Origin of the sequence: Streptococcus uberis, from assembly GCF_900475595.1 — a bacterium.
GTDB lineage: Bacteria > Bacillota > Bacilli > Lactobacillales > Streptococcaceae > Streptococcus > Streptococcus uberis.
The window spans coordinates 1,687,973-1,703,808 of sequence record NZ_LS483397.1 but is presented as its reverse complement, the minus strand read 5'-3'; the positions used below and the strand labels follow the sequence as shown (position 1 = coordinate 1,703,808).

17 protein-coding genes are annotated in these 15,836 nt (G+C 38.1%); 10 read left to right on the top strand and 7 right to left on the bottom strand.

What is annotated here, in order from left to right:
• Positions 1 to 257: 257 nt before the first annotated feature.
• Together DQM95_RS08745 and citC are read right to left on the bottom strand one after the other, a co-directional pair.
• Positions 258 to 350: a LysR family transcriptional regulator gene (locus DQM95_RS08745; RefSeq protein ID WP_408646200.1), complete on the bottom strand. Its 93-nt coding sequence runs from the start codon at positions 348 to 350 to the stop codon at positions 258 to 260.
• Between the two features lie 175 nt (positions 351 to 525).
• On the bottom strand, positions 526 to 1,572 hold the full coding sequence (gene citC / locus DQM95_RS08740) for a [citrate (pro-3S)-lyase] ligase (RefSeq protein WP_037592673.1): 1,047 nt from the start codon (positions 1,570 to 1,572) through the stop codon (positions 526 to 528).
• 218 nt (positions 1,573 to 1,790) lie between these two features.
• On the opposite strand from citC, the gene DQM95_RS08735 reads away from it, so the two are divergent.
• Positions 1,791 to 2,852: an AbrB family transcriptional regulator gene (locus DQM95_RS08735; RefSeq protein ID WP_037592675.1), complete on the top strand. Its 1,062-nt coding sequence runs from the start codon at positions 1,791 to 1,793 to the stop codon at positions 2,850 to 2,852.
• Positions 2,853 to 2,883: 31 nt separating this feature from the next.
• Here the strand turns inward: DQM95_RS08735 and citG are convergent, their stop codons facing one another.
• From citG to DQM95_RS08720, 3 genes are all read right to left on the bottom strand, one after another.
• Entirely contained in the window at positions 2,884 to 3,771 is an 888-nt protein-coding gene (gene citG / locus DQM95_RS08730) for a triphosphoribosyl-dephospho-CoA synthase CitG (RefSeq protein ID WP_037592676.1), read from the bottom strand.
• Positions 3,761 to 4,456: a GntR family transcriptional regulator gene (locus tag DQM95_RS08725; protein WP_037592678.1), complete on the bottom strand. Its 696-nt coding sequence runs from the start codon at positions 4,454 to 4,456 to the stop codon at positions 3,761 to 3,763. Before DQM95_RS08725 ends, citG begins: the two co-directional genes overlap by 11 nt.
• Before the next feature lie 140 nt (positions 4,457 to 4,596).
• Positions 4,597 to 6,000, bottom strand: coding sequence for a CitMHS family transporter (locus DQM95_RS08720; RefSeq protein WP_046391594.1), 1,404 nt, complete (start codon positions 5,998 to 6,000; stop codon positions 4,597 to 4,599).
• Between the two features lie 345 nt (positions 6,001 to 6,345).
• On the opposite strand from DQM95_RS08720, the gene DQM95_RS08715 reads away from it, so the two are divergent.
• Genes DQM95_RS08715 through DQM95_RS08675 form a run of 9 tightly spaced genes read left to right on the top strand, consistent with a single transcriptional unit; the run spans position 6,346 to position 13,136 of the window.
• Entirely contained in the window at positions 6,346 to 6,666 is a 321-nt protein-coding gene (locus DQM95_RS08715) for a hypothetical protein (RefSeq protein WP_015911897.1), read from the top strand.
• A 22-nt stretch (positions 6,667 to 6,688) separates the two neighbouring features.
• The gene (locus DQM95_RS08710) at positions 6,689 to 7,096 is read left to right on the top strand and encodes an acetyl-CoA carboxylase biotin carboxyl carrier protein subunit (protein ID WP_015911896.1); all 408 of its coding nucleotides are present in this window, start codon (positions 6,689 to 6,691) and stop codon (positions 7,094 to 7,096) included.
• A 47-nt stretch (positions 7,097 to 7,143) separates the two neighbouring features.
• On the top strand, positions 7,144 to 8,265 hold the full coding sequence (locus DQM95_RS08705; RefSeq protein WP_015911895.1) for a sodium ion-translocating decarboxylase subunit beta: 1,122 nt from the start codon (positions 7,144 to 7,146) through the stop codon (positions 8,263 to 8,265).
• 36 nt (positions 8,266 to 8,301) lie between these two features.
• On the top strand, positions 8,302 to 8,427 hold the full coding sequence (locus DQM95_RS10155) for an OadG-related small transporter subunit (protein ID WP_037592795.1): 126 nt from the start codon (positions 8,302 to 8,304) through the stop codon (positions 8,425 to 8,427).
• Between the two features lie 53 nt (positions 8,428 to 8,480).
• A complete protein-coding gene (gene citD / locus DQM95_RS08695) occupies positions 8,481 to 8,786 on the top strand; it encodes a citrate lyase acyl carrier protein (RefSeq protein ID WP_015911893.1) in 306 nt (101 codons plus the stop codon).
• The gene (gene citE / locus DQM95_RS08690) at positions 8,774 to 9,661 is read left to right on the top strand and encodes a citrate (pro-3S)-lyase subunit beta (RefSeq protein WP_037592681.1); all 888 of its coding nucleotides are present in this window, start codon (positions 8,774 to 8,776) and stop codon (positions 9,659 to 9,661) included. Before citD ends, citE begins: the two co-directional genes overlap by 13 nt.
• A complete protein-coding gene (gene citF / locus DQM95_RS08685) occupies positions 9,661 to 11,193 on the top strand; it encodes a citrate lyase subunit alpha (RefSeq protein WP_037592683.1) in 1,533 nt (510 codons plus the stop codon). Before citE ends, citF begins: the two co-directional genes overlap by 1 nt.
• Positions 11,186 to 11,743 carry a citrate lyase holo-[acyl-carrier protein] synthase gene (gene citX / locus DQM95_RS08680; RefSeq protein WP_046391591.1) on the top strand — a complete coding sequence of 186 codons (558 nt, stop codon included), beginning with the start codon at positions 11,186 to 11,188 and terminating at the stop codon, positions 11,741 to 11,743. Before citF ends, citX begins: the two co-directional genes overlap by 8 nt.
• Position 11,744: 1 nt before the next feature.
• Positions 11,745 to 13,136, top strand: coding sequence for an oxaloacetate decarboxylase subunit alpha (locus tag DQM95_RS08675; protein ID WP_111686004.1), 1,392 nt, complete (start codon positions 11,745 to 11,747; stop codon positions 13,134 to 13,136).
• 33 nt (positions 13,137 to 13,169) lie between these two features.
• On the opposite strand, the gene DQM95_RS08670 is transcribed toward DQM95_RS08675, so the two are convergent.
• Both DQM95_RS08670 and DQM95_RS08665 read right to left on the bottom strand, forming a co-directional pair.
• A complete protein-coding gene (locus DQM95_RS08670) occupies positions 13,170 to 14,813 on the bottom strand; it encodes a phosphoenolpyruvate carboxykinase (ATP) (protein WP_046393698.1) in 1,644 nt (547 codons plus the stop codon).
• An 84-nt stretch (positions 14,814 to 14,897) separates the two neighbouring features.
• Positions 14,898 to 15,785, bottom strand: a complete 888-nt coding sequence (locus DQM95_RS08665) for a MurR/RpiR family transcriptional regulator (protein ID WP_037592685.1) — start codon at positions 15,783 to 15,785, stop codon at positions 14,898 to 14,900.
• Positions 15,786 to 15,836: the final 51 nt, after the last annotated feature.

Below are 15,836 nucleotides of genomic sequence, written 5' to 3'. Positions count from 1 at the left end.
TTGATCTTAGTAAATTTAAAAAGGCTTTAAATCAACATTTCTAATGATTACAAGACATAAAAAATCATGGAACAAGTCTTGCATATTCATCATAAGATATATTTCTCCTTAGTAAAAGTGATTACTGTAATATTATAGCATAGGAAGGGAGGAGTATCATAGGGTTAAGGATAATATTGGATCAAGTGGTAGATGGAAAGTCTATGTTAGGTCAAAAGACTAAACCAATCAGAAAGGATGTTAAGGTAGGTACTTAATTAGGGCTGTGTGATATAAAGGGCTTGTGCCGCTTTAGTAACACTGCCGTGATCAAGAATGGCATTGACGTATTCAATATCTTTTATTTCCATGTGAGAACATCCTTTTGCTGTTGGTCAAACCTGCTATTGTTAAAACAATACCTTAAGCTTGGTTAACAGATCGTATTTATTCATCTGATATTATGTTAATAATATATTTAGTGTTTAAACCGCCATTACAAGCATCAGAGCTAAGCTAGTGGTGGTTTTTTGTTTAGGCTTTCTTCTAATAATGAATGACTGAGTCTTGTTTTTGAATCCTAGAAATAATATCAGCTGCCTCTGAACTGTTAAAAAAATCGAAGGTTGTTTTAGGAATCAAAGCTTTGACAGCATCAAGTCGCCCTTCTTTTATGGCTTGTCGAACAGTAGAAGCACTGATAGGCTGCCCATCAACTTCTAGTCTAGGAATGAGGACACAGTCTATTCCCATTTCAGGAAGTTTCTTAGACATTATCTGATTGTAAAGATTGGTGACCATACTGGTTGGCTCTTGCCCAACATAACGTTTGTTAATGCCTAATGTTTTAGCAATTTGAACAAAGATAGTCACATCCAATTCTGCTTGACTACGAATGACGGCTTGATCATCCTTTTGGAAATAGCTAGGAAAGGTTGATTGGCTAATAATATAAGGCCCTGTTTCATGATAAGTGATATTCTTTAAATGCGCGGTACAAGCTTTAATCAGTTTTTTGCGAATAGGAAAAGGGACCAAACTACTGTCGTCACTGACCATAAAAAGATGGACATGCCCGTTCTCTGACGCTGCTTTTTCTATCAGGTGTAAATGGCCTAGCGTAAAGGGATTAGCATTAATGACGAGTGCAGCACTTTGACTTGTTTGAGGGCTTTCCGCTTTTAATTTGTCAAGGTAATTGGCAAAGCCTGCTCTGCGATTCTCCATAAAAGTCACAAGATTAGGAATGGAGAGAATGGGATAAAAGCCTAAATCTTGGAAGAAAGGACTGGTTTCAGGTTTGGTATAGACAAAGAGATGGGTGATGCCTCTTTCGTATTGTTTGTGGATGAGATGGGTGATGATGGCATTTAACAAACCTTCACCAGTGTAGCGTTTGCATACAGCAAAGCATCTGAGAGTGTTGGCGAAAAGACTACCAGTGGCAATTAAGGTCCCATCTTCTTCAAAGATACCACAGGTGTAATCAATATTTTGATCTCTTTTGATGCCAGCGGCCTCTAATAGTCTGGTGACTTTTTCTTGATTATTCTTGTCGGATGAATATATCCTATCTACTCTAAATAAAGACATAATAACTCCTTTCCTATCTCGTTTTATGCCTATTATACCACTGCTTGACTTTGAAAAGATAGGAGGAGTGGTTTTGAATGCTCCGAAAAAACAAGAAAAAGACAACTTAGTGAGACATATTATCGTATTTGTCATAGCAGTGATTGTACGGACATGGTAAGATAGTGGTTAAGAAAAAGATTCCAGTAAGTGATGATCTGAGAAAGGAGATAGATGATGTGTTAATGCTTGTTTTTACCCTAGTCGTAGGACTGTTGGGAGGGCTACTTGCTAAGTTCCTCAAAATACCTGCTCCTTTTATGATTGGGAGCATGCTTTTGGTAGCAGTGGTCTCAATGACCATGGGTTCTTTGGACACGCTTCCTTCAATGAAGTTATTTGCTCAGATTATCAGTGGAGCATATATCGGACAACAGGTGACAAAAAAAGATATCATCCAGCTGCCGAAGGTGGGGCCCTCTATTTTGGGGCTCATGTCACTTTTTACCCTTAATATGCTTATACTTGGTAGCTTATTTTGTCTCTTTTTTAAGATGGATTTAGTGACGGCTTTTTTATCTTGCTTGCCTGGAGGTATTGTGGATGTTTCCTTAATGGCCATTGATATGGGAGCAGAAACAGATGTTGTTGCAACTATGCAGTCAGTGCGCTTAATTGGGATTTTGTTAATTTTGCCAGTTTGGGTTTCCTTTATCACAAAACGATTTGCCCCAGAATTAAGACAAAAGCCTTCAAATGGCCTATCGCAATTTACTGGTCGAAAAGTTAGTCTTTCAGGGTCTCAAAGGGTGAAAAACGACCTTTTGGTCCTCTTTGTTGCTAGTATTGGTGGCGTAATTGGTTTAAAACTTGGCATCCCTGTAGGGACCTTAATCTTATCTTTAATTTTTTCGACAGTTTTAAAAATCACACATGAGACAAAACAAATGTCCCCTTGGATTCGTTATTTGGCACAAATTTGTGCGGGGGCATTGATTGGATCAGGCTTTACGCCTAATAGTATTTGGCAGATGTCTCAGTTAATAGTTCCGATTATTCTCCTTTTGACAAGTTATTTACTCATAAATGCCTTTTTTGGTTACCTCATGTACAAGCGAGGTATTTTTGATATCCAATCAGCCTTATTTGCTTCATCTCCAGCGGGAGCTACAGATATTTCCTTGTTAGCAGGAGAATTAGGTGGAGATATGCCTAAGATTGCCAGTATTCAGATTAGCCGCACCCTATATACGGTTATCATAATGCCTTTATTGATAAAATTAATCACCTTTTTCTTCTAAAAAAAGTTTGGATGCTTAGTCCAAACTTTTTTTAAAGTAGTTTTTCTAAAAAGGCGAAATACAAGCTTAAGGCTAATAAATCAGCAGCCCCTCCTGGGCTAAGGTGTCTATTGATTAATATTTGGTTATAATCAGTCAGAAAAGTCATTAAGGCATCTGTGCTACTTTCTTTTTGGAGGTAGCTTTTTATTTCCGATTGCACTTGATACAATGCCTCAATGCCACCACGGTGAATAAGATTGGCATCTTCAACAAAGGACATTAAATAAAGGAGTAAGCGTAATTGAAGAATTCGTTTATCTGTCTCAATTTCGGATAATTCCCGGAGATATGGCAAGGCTTTTTGTGTTAAGCTTGGATAGCCCTGACTAGCTTCCCCTCTAGGGCCTTTGATGCCATATTTTATGTAGAGTTTTTCTCCATTGGTAAGTTGCTTTTTTTCTTCAAGATGACTTAAATCCTGAGCAATTAAATGCTTTGTCATGGGAATAATGAGTTGGCATATAGCATGGCTATCCCTTGATGTGAAGTGATAATGTTTGTCGATATGAGGATGTTGAGCCAAGTAACTACCAGTGGCTCCTAGAATAAGAGCAAAGGAGAAGTTGACTCCTTTATGGGTATTAACCCCATTTGTAGCGGTAAACATGGTTTTTTCAGCTAAAATGCCTTCTTGTCTCAACTTCTCAAATAAGTCTTTTGGATTATCTTGATAAAACTGATAACCGATTTCGATATAACGGTTGAAGTGGGGCATCAAAGCTAGGCTTGATTCTAAAAATGTCATAATGGTCATATCATCATGTGCACCATTATTGGAACAATCGACAAGACCAGGCTTTGGTGTTAAACTGACTTCATTTAAGAGTGCTTTGCAAGCTAATTGACTAAAATAAGATAAAGTCTCCTTACTGATCATTGGTTTCTTCCATTTCTTGAATGATAAATTCTAAGGAATGGTTCAAATGTTCATGGGTGATGAGCGTGACCTGTTGGTAATCCTTATTTTTCATGCCACGATAGATGAGCCAATGTTCATCTAAGGCTTTTCGACGTCTATCATCTGAAGAAATGGAAATCCGTCTGAAATAGAGCAAATAGGCTTGTAATTCAGATACTATTTCTTTTAAGCGCAGCATCTGACTTTTTTCATATATTAAATTATTGAAATCATTAAAATTGGCTAGTACTTTATCAATTTCCTGGTTTTTGAGGTAGCATTCGCAGGTTTCCAAAAGCTGACGCATTTCCTCGAAATCATCTTTAGTCATCAAATTCATTGCTGTTGTTGACGCTAAGGTTTCAAGGGCTTTGCGGATTTCAAAAATTTCCAGTGCATCTTGTAAGCTTACACCTTTGACGATAATCCCTCTATTTGGAATGTGTTCCACTAATTTTTCTTCCTCAAGAACACCTAAAGCATACCTTATTGGGGTTCGACTGATATTGAGTTCACTTGAAAATTCTTTTTCATTAATTCGTGTTCCTGCGGGAATTTCCCTTAAAACAATTGTCTTTTTAAAGGCATGATACAAAGCAATTTTGAGGGGAACATTTTGTGACAACTCTAAATTATTTTTAACAATTTGTGTAATTGAATTCATAAGCACTCCTTTAATATTTTCTTATTATATCATAAATTGAAGTCATGGCTTTGCTCATCCTTTGAATGCGAGTCATCATCAACTAAAAAAAGGTTATGCTTGAGACAAGTATAACCTTTTTAAGGAGGTATGATGGTTGTTTATTGTGGGATGTAAACAGGCATGTGCCCCATCAATATAATGGTTACAACAAAGATGATAAAAATGACTAAGGCATATTTTCCAGCTGTACGTTGCCATTCTCCCATATCTAAACCTGTTAAACGAAGTAGGAGATAGATAAAGGCAACAAGTGGGCTTAGTAAGTGGAAGGCTTGCCCCATTAGAGAAGCTAAAGCCATGCTCATATTATCAAATCCATAACGAGCACCTGCTTGAGCAAGGACTGGCATGATTCCATAGTAGAAACCATCATTTGATAAGAAGAATGTCCCTGGTGCAGAGATTAGGGCAATGATAATTCCCCAGAATCCAGCTAGTTGTTTAGGAATGATTGTTGTAAAGCTTTGAGCTAAAGCATTGGCCATACCAGAACCTTGGAAAAGTCCCATGAAGATACCTGCTGCAAAGACTAAGATAACAACTTGCACAGCATCTCCGGCGTTATCACCAATACGTTTTGATTGATCTTTAAGTTTTGGATAGTTAACCATGAGAGCTAGGATGGTACCAACTGCAAATAAGAGTAATGATGGCACTTCAATAGCTGAAATGAACGAACCAGCAACCAACCAAGCAATTAAAAGAATGGTGAGTAAACCATTAAAGATGAAGAATTGTGGTCGACGAATGGCTTCTTTTTCTGGATCAGAAATAGTGGTTAATTTAAGAAGTTCTTCTTCAGTAAGATTAGTGATTCCTAAACGCTTACGTTCTTTACGTCCCATGCTTGGTGCAACATAAAAAATGACATAAAGTAACGAAAGAATCATTCCAGGAGCTAAATAGGCTAATATTTCTGAACCAACATTGAGTACTGACATCGCACGAGCTGTAGGTCCACCCCATGGCAGAAGGTTCATAATGGTATTTTGAAGGATAATCAGAACACCTAAATTCATAACCTTCATGTTTAATTTTTGATAAATAGGTAAGAAAGCTGAAACAACAATTAAGGTTGTCGTTGTTCCGTCTCCATTCATAGAAACGGCTGCAGCCACAATTGCAGTTGCCATTAACACTTTCATTGGATCGCCTTTTGCAAAGCGAATCATTTTTTCAGTGATAGGATCAAAAAGTCCTGTATCTAACATGATTGAGAAGTAGAGGATGGCAAATAAAAGCATAATACCGGTTTTAGCGGTTTGACTAATCCCATACATAACCATAGGGCCAATGGCTGTTAAATTATTGGCAAGTTTCTCACCACCAAGTGAGTCAACAAAACTAGCATCGGCAGTAATATCAGCGCTACCAGTTAAAAAGGCAATAATCGTAAAGATTAAAGGGATCATTACTAGGGATGATAGTGGTGACATTTTCTTTGTCATTACCACATACATGAAGACGGCGATCATGGCATAGGCCAAAACTGTGAGTAACATGTGCTGCTCTCCTTTTTAATAATATATTTAGTGTGTTTATGTGTTATTTCAAGAGACATTGTGAATGAAAATGCTTTCATTCAAATCCTGTCTCATAAATAACTGACAACCATAGTTTATATGAAAGCGCTTGAAAATGAAAGCGGTTTTCTGTAAAAAAACACTTAAAAAACATCAATGCCTTTTCCATTTTATGAAAGGCTTGAATCGTTTTTTATAAATTGTCTGAAAATGAAAGAACACAAAAAAGCCAAAAATAAATGCGTTTTCATAATATAATAGGTTTAAGCCATGACGTCAGTAAATAGACGTTTGTTAGTAATAGTTATCAGAAAGGAGGATAACATGGGACTATTTCAAAAGCTCTTTAGGCGTGACGTGGATGATAGCAAAGATCACCTTATAAAAGAGGAAGAAATAAAGGAAGAAAGTTCTTGGGAACAGCTACCTGCATATATTGATGCAGACCCAGCTGATTTTCAACTTGTCAGCCTCATCGCTAGTAGTATAGCTGCTGGGGATTATCCGGAAAGTCAATTTGTTGTCAAAAGGATTCTTCAACGGAATCCAGAAGTTGTGAACCTGTCATTGATTGCGACTAGCATTGCTTCAGGGGATGCTCCCGACAGTCAGTTTAATGTAAAAGCTATTTATCAAAAAAAATAAAACCTTAAAGGAGACATGATACATGTTACGCAAATTTAAAATTTCAATCGATGGTAAAGAGTATTTAGTTGAAATGGAAGAAATTGGAGGTGCTCCAGTACAAGCTCCAGTTGCAGCAGCCCCAGCATCAACTCCGGCTCCAGTACCGTCAGCTCCAGCTGCTGAAACCGCTGCAGAAACACCAAGTCCGGTTTCTGCATCAGTTAGTCCAGCCAGTGCTGATGCTATGGCATCCCCAATGCCTGGTACTATTCTTAAAATCCTTGTTAACCCAGGAGATTCTGTTTCTGAAAATCAGCCTTTGATGATTCTTGAAGCAATGAAAATGGAAAATGAAATCGTTGCTAGTCAAGCAGGAACTGTTACAGCCATTCATGTATCACCGGGTCAAGCGGTGAATGCCGGTGATGGTTTAATCACAATTAGCTAACTGTTCGAGCTACTCTTTTACTAAAAAATGGAAGAAGGAAGTGTCTAGTGGAAATTTTAATTCAAGGTTTGACTTCCATTACTATCCCACAGATTGTGATGATGGTAATTGGTGGTGTCTTAATGTATTTAGGTATCAAAAAAGAATATGAACCAACTCTTTTAGTACCAATGGGTCTGGGTACCATTTTGGTAAACTTCCCAGGGACAGGAGTTTTGACGCAAGTTGTCAATGGTGTTCATCAAGAAGGTGTTTTTGATACGCTTTTCAATATTGGGATTGGTACAGAGTTATTCCCACTCCTTATCTTTATTGGGATTGGTGCGATGATTGACTTTGGTCCTCTCCTCCAAAATCCTTTTATGCTCCTTTTTGGGGCTGCAGCTCAGTTTGGTATTTTCTTTGTTGTCGTTGTGGCTGTTTTGGCTGGTTTCGATATTAAAGAAGCAGCATCAATTGGTATCATAGGTGCAGCAGATGGTCCGACGTCAATCTTTGTGGCCAATCAGTTAGCACCAAAACTCTTAGGACCTATTACAGTAGCTGCTTATTCTTATATGGCTTTAGTTCCGATCATTCAACCTTTTGCTATTAAATTAGTGACTACTAAAAAAGAACGTGCTATTCGCATGACTTATAAAGCTGAAAGTGTTTCAAAATTAACCAAAATTTTATTCCCGATTGTGATTACCTTTGTTGCCGGTTTTATCGCTCCAATCTCATTGCCATTAGTAGGTTTCCTAATGTTTGGTAATTTATTACGTGAGTGTGGGGTGTTGGATCGTCTCTCAATGACTGCTCAAAACGAATTGGTTAACATTGTCTCAATCCTATTAGGTTTAACTATTTCTGTTAAAATGCAAGCAGAGCTTTTCTTAAATGTGCAAACTTTACTCATTATTCTCTTTGGATTAGTCGCATTTATCATGGATTCCATCGGAGGAGTGCTCTTTGCCAAAATATTAAATCTCTTCCGTAAGAATAAAATTAATCCAATGATTGGCGCAGCTGGAATTTCAGCATTTCCAATGTCAAGTCGTGTCATTCAAAAAATGGCAACAGATGAAGACCCACAAAACTTTGTATTGATGTATGCTGTTGGTGCAAACGTGTCTGGTCAGATTGCGTCAGTTATAGCTGGTGGACTCTTACTATCATTCTTTAGTTAATAAGTTGAAAAAAGATAAGAGGATATAATTATGAATATGAATATGGAAGATTTAACCAAAGCTTTTGAGCTTATGGGACTAGGAATGGCAGGTGTCTTCATTGTATTAGGCATCCTGTACATTGTAGCAGAGCTATTGATTAAACTATTACCTGCTGATTAAAAAGAAATCAACAGATTATCAAAATTTCTGAAATAAAATGAAGAGGTGAAGAAATGGATATTATGCAAACTGCAGTTGCAGGAAGCTTAGAATCTAGTGATATCATGATAACTGTTAACCCAGCTACCGATGGTATTACCATTGATTTAGAAAGTAGTGTTGAAAAACAATTTGGACGTCGCATTCGTCAAGTCATTGAAGAAACGCTAAAACACTTAGGTGTTAATGGGGTTTTAGTACAAGCTGTGGACAAAGGTGCTTTAGATTGTACCATTCAAGCTCGTACCATTGCTGCGGTTCATCGCGCAGCAGGTCTTGATCAGTATAACTGGAAGGAGATTGACTCATGGAACGTTTAAGAAGAACAATGATGTTTGTCCCTGGTGCAAATGCTGCCATGTTACGTGATGCGCCACTTTATGGTGCAGATTCCATTATGTTTGACTTGGAAGATTCCGTATCCTTAAAAGAAAAAGATACTTCCCGCGCCTTGGTTCATTTTGCCTTGAAAACTTTTGATTATAGCCAAGTGGAAACTGTTGTTCGGGTCAATGGTCTTGATACCGTAGGGGCTTTGGATATTGAAGCTGTCGTACTTGCAGGTGTTGATGTTATCCGTTTACCAAAAACTGAAACAGCTCAAGATATTATAGATGTTGAGGCAGTTATTGAACGTGTAGAACGTGAAAATGGTATTGAAGTTGGTCGTACCAAAATGATGGCTGCCATTGAATCTGCTGAAGGGGTTCTAAATGCGCGTGATATTGCCAAGGCATCAGACCGTCTTATTGGTATTGCCTTGGGAGCTGAAGACTACGTAACCAATATGAAAACACGTCGTCACCCAGATGGACAAGAGCTTTTCTTTGCCCGTAGTATGATTCTTCATGCAGCACGCGCAGCAGGAATTGCAGCTATTGATACGGTGTACTCTGATGTTAATAATACGGAAGGTTTCCAAAATGAAGTTCGTGCTATCAAACAACTCGGATTTGATGGAAAATCTGTGATTAACCCACGACAAATTCCTCTTGTTAACGAGATTTATGCACCAACTGAAAAAGAAATTCAGAATGCCAAAGAAGTTATTTGGGCAATTCGTGAAGCAGAAAGTAAGGGATCAGGTGTTATCTCACTTAAAGGGAAAATGGTGGATAAACCAATTGTTGAACGTGCAGAACGTGTTATTATGCTTGCCAAGGCTGCTGGCTTGATAACAGAGGAGGACTTATAATGGTAATGAATAAAGTAAATCGTGACATTCCTCAAACCTATGCAGATAACTATGGTGTTTTTGAAGGGGAATTGGCACATATTAAAGAATATAAAGAAGCAAGCCGTCGTATTAAACCCGTTAAACCACAAGATGATAAACTCTTGTCAAGTATTCGAGAAGCCATTGAAAAAACAGGCTTAAAAGACGGCATGACCATTTCTTTCCACCATCACTTCCGTGAAGGAGATTATGTCATGAACATGGTCTTGGAAGAAATTGCCAATATGGGTATCAAAAATATTTCTATTGCCCCAAGTTCTATTGCAAATGTCCATGAGCCATTGATTGATCATATCAAAAATGGTGTGGTAACCAACATTACCTCTTCCGGACTCCGCGATAAAGTCGGCGCAGCTATTTCTTCAGGAATCATGGAAAATCCAGTTGTTATCCGTTCACACGGCGGTCGTGCCCGTGCTATTGCTGCAGGGGATATTCATATTGACGTTGCCTTCTTAGGAGCTCCAAGTTCAGATGCCTATGGAAATGCTAATGGAACAAAAGGAAAAGCGACTTGTGGTTCTTTAGGTTATGCCATAATTGATGCTAAATATGCTGACCAAGTAGTTATCATCACAGATACTTTAATGCCATATCCAAATACCCCAATCTCTATTCCACAGACAGATGTAGATTATGTGGTTGTAGTTGATGCCATTGGTGATCCAGAAGGAATTGCAAAAGGTGCAACACGCTTTACGAAAAATCCAAAAGAGTTGCTCATTGCAGAGTATGCTTCAAAAGTTATCACCAACTCTCCATACTATAAAGAAGGTTTTTCTTTCCAAACTGGAACAGGCGGAGCCTCTTTAGCTGTTACTCGTTATATGAGAGAGCAAATGATTAAAGATGGCATAAAAGCAAGCTTTGCTTTAGGTGGTATTACAAATGCAATGGTTGAACTATTGCAAGAAGGTCTCGTTGAAAAAATTATGGATGTTCAAGATTTTGACCACCCGTCTGCGATTTCTCTAGATCAAAACAGCCAACATTATGAAATTGATGCCAATATGTACGCTTCACCATTGAGTAAAGGTTCAGTTATTAATCAATTAGATACTTGTGTTTTGTCTGCATTGGAAGTTGACACAGACTTTAATGTCAACGTTATGACAGGTTCTGACGGTGTCATTCGTGGTGCTTCAGGAGGACATTGTGATACAGCATTTGCAGCCAAAATGAGTCTCGTTATTTCACCATTAGTAAGAGGACGCATTCCAACCTTTGTGGATCAAGTTAACACAGTTATCACTCCAGGAACTAGCGTTGATGTCATTGTTACTGAAATTGGTATTGCCATTAATCCAAATCGCCAAGATTTAGTAGAACACTTCAAAGACTTAAAGGTTCCACAATATACTGTGGAAGAATTAAAAGAAAAAGCTTATGCTATTGTAGGCCAACCTGATCCTATTGAATATGGTGACAAAGTTGTTGCCTTAATTGAGTACCGTGACGGGTCACTTATTGATGTGGTAAGAAATGTCTAAAGAATTGATTTTTAGTGGTGATGCAATCACTCTGGAAGAAATGATGGATGCTAGGGAGCAAAGAAGTTTTCGGCATCTATCACTCCTTTCATCTAATCCCGAGTTTAATCTCCTATCGGTAACCATGAATATTCCAGGGGAAGTTAAAACATCACCGATTTTACAAGATATCTTTGAAGATTTTATAGGAGATATCAAAAGGCAATTGTCTGGCGTTGACACTAAAGTTGAGCATTATTTACCCTTGAAAACAGGTAATGAGTATTATTTGGTAACAGATATGGGTGCTCAACACCTAAAAGAAAAAATGATTGACTTGGAGAGTCACCATCCATTAGGACGCTTATTTGATTTAGATGTCCTTTCTTTAATGGACGGGCACTTACAGGCCATTAGTCGTCAAGATATAGGGCTACCAGCACGGACTTGTTTTGTCTGTTCTGATAATGCCAAAGCTTGCGGACGCTCAAGAAAACATAGTATTGAAGAGATGCAAGCAGTCATTTCTCAATTGATTGACGACACATATAAGACTGCAAAGGAGGAATGAGATGACAAAAGTCCGTATCACGGAAACAGTACTTAGAGATGGTCAACAAAGTCAAATTGCGACTCGAATGACCACCGAACAAATGTTACCAATTTTAGAAAATTTAGATAAGGCAGGTTATCATGCCTTAGAAGTATGGGGCGGAGCCACCTTTGATTCCTGTCTTCGATTTCTCAATGAGGATCCTTGGGAAAGATTACGTACAATACGTAAAGCCGTAAAACATACAAAATTACAGATGTTACTAAGAGGTCAAAATTTACTTGGTTACAGAAATTATGCAGATGATGTCGTGAGAGGATTTGTTCAAAAATCTATTGAAAACGGCATCGATATCATTCGTATTTTTGATGCTTTAAATGACCCTCGTAACTTACAAACAGCAGTAGCAGCCACAAAAGAATTTGGTGGACATGCACAAGTAGCGATTTCCTATACAACAAGCCCAGTTCATACCGTTGACTACTTTGTTCAATTAGCCAAAGACTATGCTCAAATAGGTGCAGATTCCATTTGTATAAAAGACATGGCTGGGGTTCTGACACCGCAAACTGGCTATGATCTCGTTAAAGGAATCAAAGCAGTTGTTGATTTACCATTAGAAATACACACACATGCAACCAGTGGCATCTCAGAAATGACTTATCTTAAAGTTGTGGAAGCTGGCGCAGATATTATAGATACAGCAGTTTCTTCATTTGCCGGAGGAACAAGTCAACCCGCAACAGAATCAGTTGTTATGGGATTAGAAGATCTTGGCTTTGAAACCGGAATTGACTTAAAAGAAGTCGAAAAAGTGGCTGCGCATCTCAACAGTGTCCGTGACCATTTCCGAGCTGAAGGCCTGCTGAATCCAAAAGTCAAAGATGTTGAACCCAAAACATTGATTTATCAAGTACCTGGCGGTATGTTATCTAATTTACTGAGTCAATTAACCGAACAAGGTCTTGCAGATAAATATGATGATGTCTTAGCAGAAGTGCCACGAGTGAGAGCTGATTTGGGTTATCCACCGCTTGTAACGCCATTATCACAAATGGTCGGAACACAAGCCTTGATGAATGTCATTTCAGGTGAACGTTTCAAAGTGGTTCCAAATGAGATTAAAGACTACGTTCGAGGTTTTTATGGCCGACCTCCAGCTCCACTAGCAGAAGGAATCAAAGAAAAAATTATTGGTGATGAAGCAGTCATTACGGTACGCCCAGCTGATCTTATCGAACCACAGCTACCACAATTGCGCAAAGAAATTGCAGCCTATGCTAAAACTGATGAAGATGTCCTAAGCTATGCTTCCTTCCCTAAACAAGCTCAAGATTTCTTAGGGCGACGTGAAGATCCTTTTTACGATGTTCCTGTTCAGAAAGTGACGGTTAACATTGACATGACATAAAAAAACAATAAGGAAATATTTCCTTATTGTTTTTTAGTTTTCTAATAGTTCTTCTAAAATCCCTTCTATTTTAGAGATGCTTTCAGCGATTAAGGGATGGTCCACTTGATTGTCTTGTAACTGTTTTAAGAATTCTAAACGGAAGGCCATTCGATCATAAAGAAGTTTTAAATAATCTTGATCACTCTCGTTCACAGAAATAGAGTCAACAGGTAAGTATGAAAAAGAGGTTACATGTTCAAAAGGTATAAAAGAAGCTTCATGATCAACGACTTTTTCAATACAAGAAAGTGTTGTTTCTTTGCTAATTTTCTGGTTTAAATAATGACCAGTGTTAATAATATAGCATTCAACGCCTGAAACGAACAAATCGTGGAATTTTTCAAAATCGTCAACTAGAGGATAAATCCGAAATGGATTGGCATATGGTTCAATGACCAAGCTTCCTAAGTCACCAGAAACATTTTCAGCTGTTGATCGTTTGGTCATCAGAGTACATCCAAGGGCGGAAGCTAAAACTGGATCGTCCACTTTTACCAATGGTGGTAGGGAGTCGTCTTTCATGATCCAAAAAATAGACGAGAGACCTTCGTGGATACAATCGACACGATTTGGAGTAGAAAAACGTGACTTTACAGTACGACCATTGCCATTACGGATATCTTCTGTAACAAGAACTCTTTTTCCCTCATGATTCAAAGTGACACCACAATTTTGGACTGTTAAGAAGAACTCTTGTTCTGGGTGACCAGCAGGATAATCACTGGTTTTATCGAAATAAGCAGGCTCAAGAGCAACAGACGAGCCATCCTTGGTAGAAATAACAAAGGCATCATCATGAAGGACCTGAATATCATATTTGCCATCATGTTTTGCATGTGTTAGTGTTGATTTGCCAGACCCTGATAGGCCAAAAAAGGAAGCCACATAAATGTCTTGGTGACGACGAAATTCTTTTAGGCCACCATGACAAGCCACAAAATGATGACGAGCAGCTGTTGCCCAAGCTAGGGTTAGAGTCCCTTTTTTGATTTCTCCAAAATATTGCATTCCTAAAATGGCAGCCACATTCTGTCTTGTGTCAAAATAAGCTAAACCATCAGGATAGTCTGGATGACTCCATGAAGGATCAAAATAGAGGAAAATATCATTTTCATCAAAAGCTATAGATTGTTCAAGTAATCTTTGATAGTGTTCATCAAGGATTTGAAAGTTTAACAACCATGAGTAAAGATTGTTACTTTCTGTTTCAGGCATCATGATATGGGCAGAAACCATAAATTGCTGGTCTAAACCAACAACAGCATGCCCTGCAAGGAAAGGTTTAAAACTCCCTTGGTAAATGGCTTCACGTAACAGTTTCGCAATTTTTTGATCTTCTTGAGTATTTTCTCCGTAAATACGACGTGCTTTTGCAGTCCGACCGACAACGGCACCACCATTTGCCAATAAGACTCGGCAATCTTCTTCTAGCCCTAATTCTTTGGCATGGGTAATTTTTTGATCTAATAAGATGGTATTAGGTGCAGTACTTGCCAATTGATAGGCTTCTTGTAGGTTTGAAATGTGACGAACATTGTTACCATAAAAAGCCGTCTCAATCACAGTTTTTGTGGCAGAAAGATGTGGGTTGGCCTTTACAAGGCTTTCTGTTTGATACCGACTGATAGTTGCCATAGGCTTATTCTCCTTTGTTTTTATAATACTATTTTAGCAAAGGAAAACGCTTACCACAATTGTAAAAACACCTTTTGAACACTTCTAAAACTCACTTGTTTCCTCCGTAATTGGGGAATAGGAAAAACGTTCCGTTTCAATTTCTTGAGATGTTTTTTGACGGAATGCTAAATTGTAATCATAGTTTTGACGAAAATAAATCGAATAGAGCAAATCCAAAATAAAGGTAATGGAAGTATCCGTAGCATAAGTCCCAATTTTGGAATAGAGTTTTTCTTTGGTAGAAAGGCGAAGCGTCACTTGCGAGAGTTGGGAGATGGGATTATCTCCAAGACTTGTTAGTGCAATAATAGGAATTTCCTTTTTCCTTAAGATTTGAGCTACTTTGATTAAACTTAAGGTTCCACCAGAATAGGAAATGATAATGGCACAAGAATCCTCTTCAGCCAGTAATGCATCAAAATGGATTTCACCATGTAAATCATGGAGTTGAACGTCTTTTTGGATGCGTTTCATATTATGAGCAAACTCACGTCCATTGTGTAAGTTATTGCTTGCAGCAAAGAGATGAACAGTTCTTGCATGCGAAATCAAGTGAATAGCTTTGTTTAAGTCCTTGTTTCTGCTTAAGTGAAGGGTTTCATCGATAACTTCTTTTTTTAAATGGGCTAATTTACTAGCAATTTCCAAATTATTATCAGTTTTATCAAAAGGCAAGTTAGCATCATGTGCGTCAGCTTGCTTGAGTAAATATGTCACTTCTTCATGGAAGGCTTGTCGAAAGCTAGTCCATCCGGAAAATCCTAATTTTTGTGATATTCTGACTAAAGTGGATTTCGAGGTATAGGTTTCTTTAGCAATCTGGCTAGTTGACCATTCACTAATGTGCTCTTTTTCTTTGAGGATAAAATCGACAACCTTTTGCTCGCTTGGCGAAAAAGCACTAAGTTCAATTTTTTCATTTATAAACATAAAACTGTCTCCTTTGGAACAAAGTTCCAAAATTTCTGCTTAATAAGCCCT

Coding starts and splice junctions, on each gene's coding strand:
- DQM95_RS08745 (WP_408646200.1), bottom strand. CDS start 350: ATGGAAATAAAAGATATTGAATACGTCAATGCCATTCTTGATCACGGC.
- citC (WP_037592673.1), bottom strand. CDS start 1,572: ATGTCTTTATTTAGAGTAGATAGGATATATTCATCCGACAAGAATAAT.
- citG (WP_037592676.1), bottom strand. CDS start 3,771: ATGATCAGTAAGGAGACTTTATCTTATTTTAGTCAATTAGCTTGCAAA.
- DQM95_RS08725 (WP_037592678.1), bottom strand. CDS start 4,456: ATGAATTCAATTACACAAATTGTTAAAAATAATTTAGAGTTGTCACAA.
- DQM95_RS08720 (WP_046391594.1), bottom strand. CDS start 6,000: ATGTTACTCACAGTTTTGGCCTATGCCATGATCGCCGTCTTCATGTAT.
- DQM95_RS08715 (WP_015911897.1), top strand. CDS start 6,346: ATGGGACTATTTCAAAAGCTCTTTAGGCGTGACGTGGATGATAGCAAA.
- DQM95_RS08710 (WP_015911896.1), top strand. CDS start 6,689: ATGTTACGCAAATTTAAAATTTCAATCGATGGTAAAGAGTATTTAGTT.
- DQM95_RS10155 (WP_037592795.1), top strand. CDS start 8,302: ATGAATATGGAAGATTTAACCAAAGCTTTTGAGCTTATGGGACTAGGA.
- citD (WP_015911893.1), top strand. CDS start 8,481: ATGGATATTATGCAAACTGCAGTTGCAGGAAGCTTAGAATCTAGTGAT.
- citE (WP_037592681.1), top strand. CDS start 8,774: ATGGAACGTTTAAGAAGAACAATGATGTTTGTCCCTGGTGCAAATGCT.
- citF (WP_037592683.1), top strand. CDS start 9,661: ATGGTAATGAATAAAGTAAATCGTGACATTCCTCAAACCTATGCAGAT.
- citX (WP_046391591.1), top strand. CDS start 11,186: ATGTCTAAAGAATTGATTTTTAGTGGTGATGCAATCACTCTGGAAGAA.
- DQM95_RS08675 (WP_111686004.1), top strand. CDS start 11,745: ATGACAAAAGTCCGTATCACGGAAACAGTACTTAGAGATGGTCAACAA.
- DQM95_RS08670 (WP_046393698.1), bottom strand. CDS start 14,813: ATGGCAACTATCAGTCGGTATCAAACAGAAAGCCTTGTAAAGGCCAAC.
- DQM95_RS08665 (WP_037592685.1), bottom strand. CDS start 15,785: ATGTTTATAAATGAAAAAATTGAACTTAGTGCTTTTTCGCCAAGCGAG.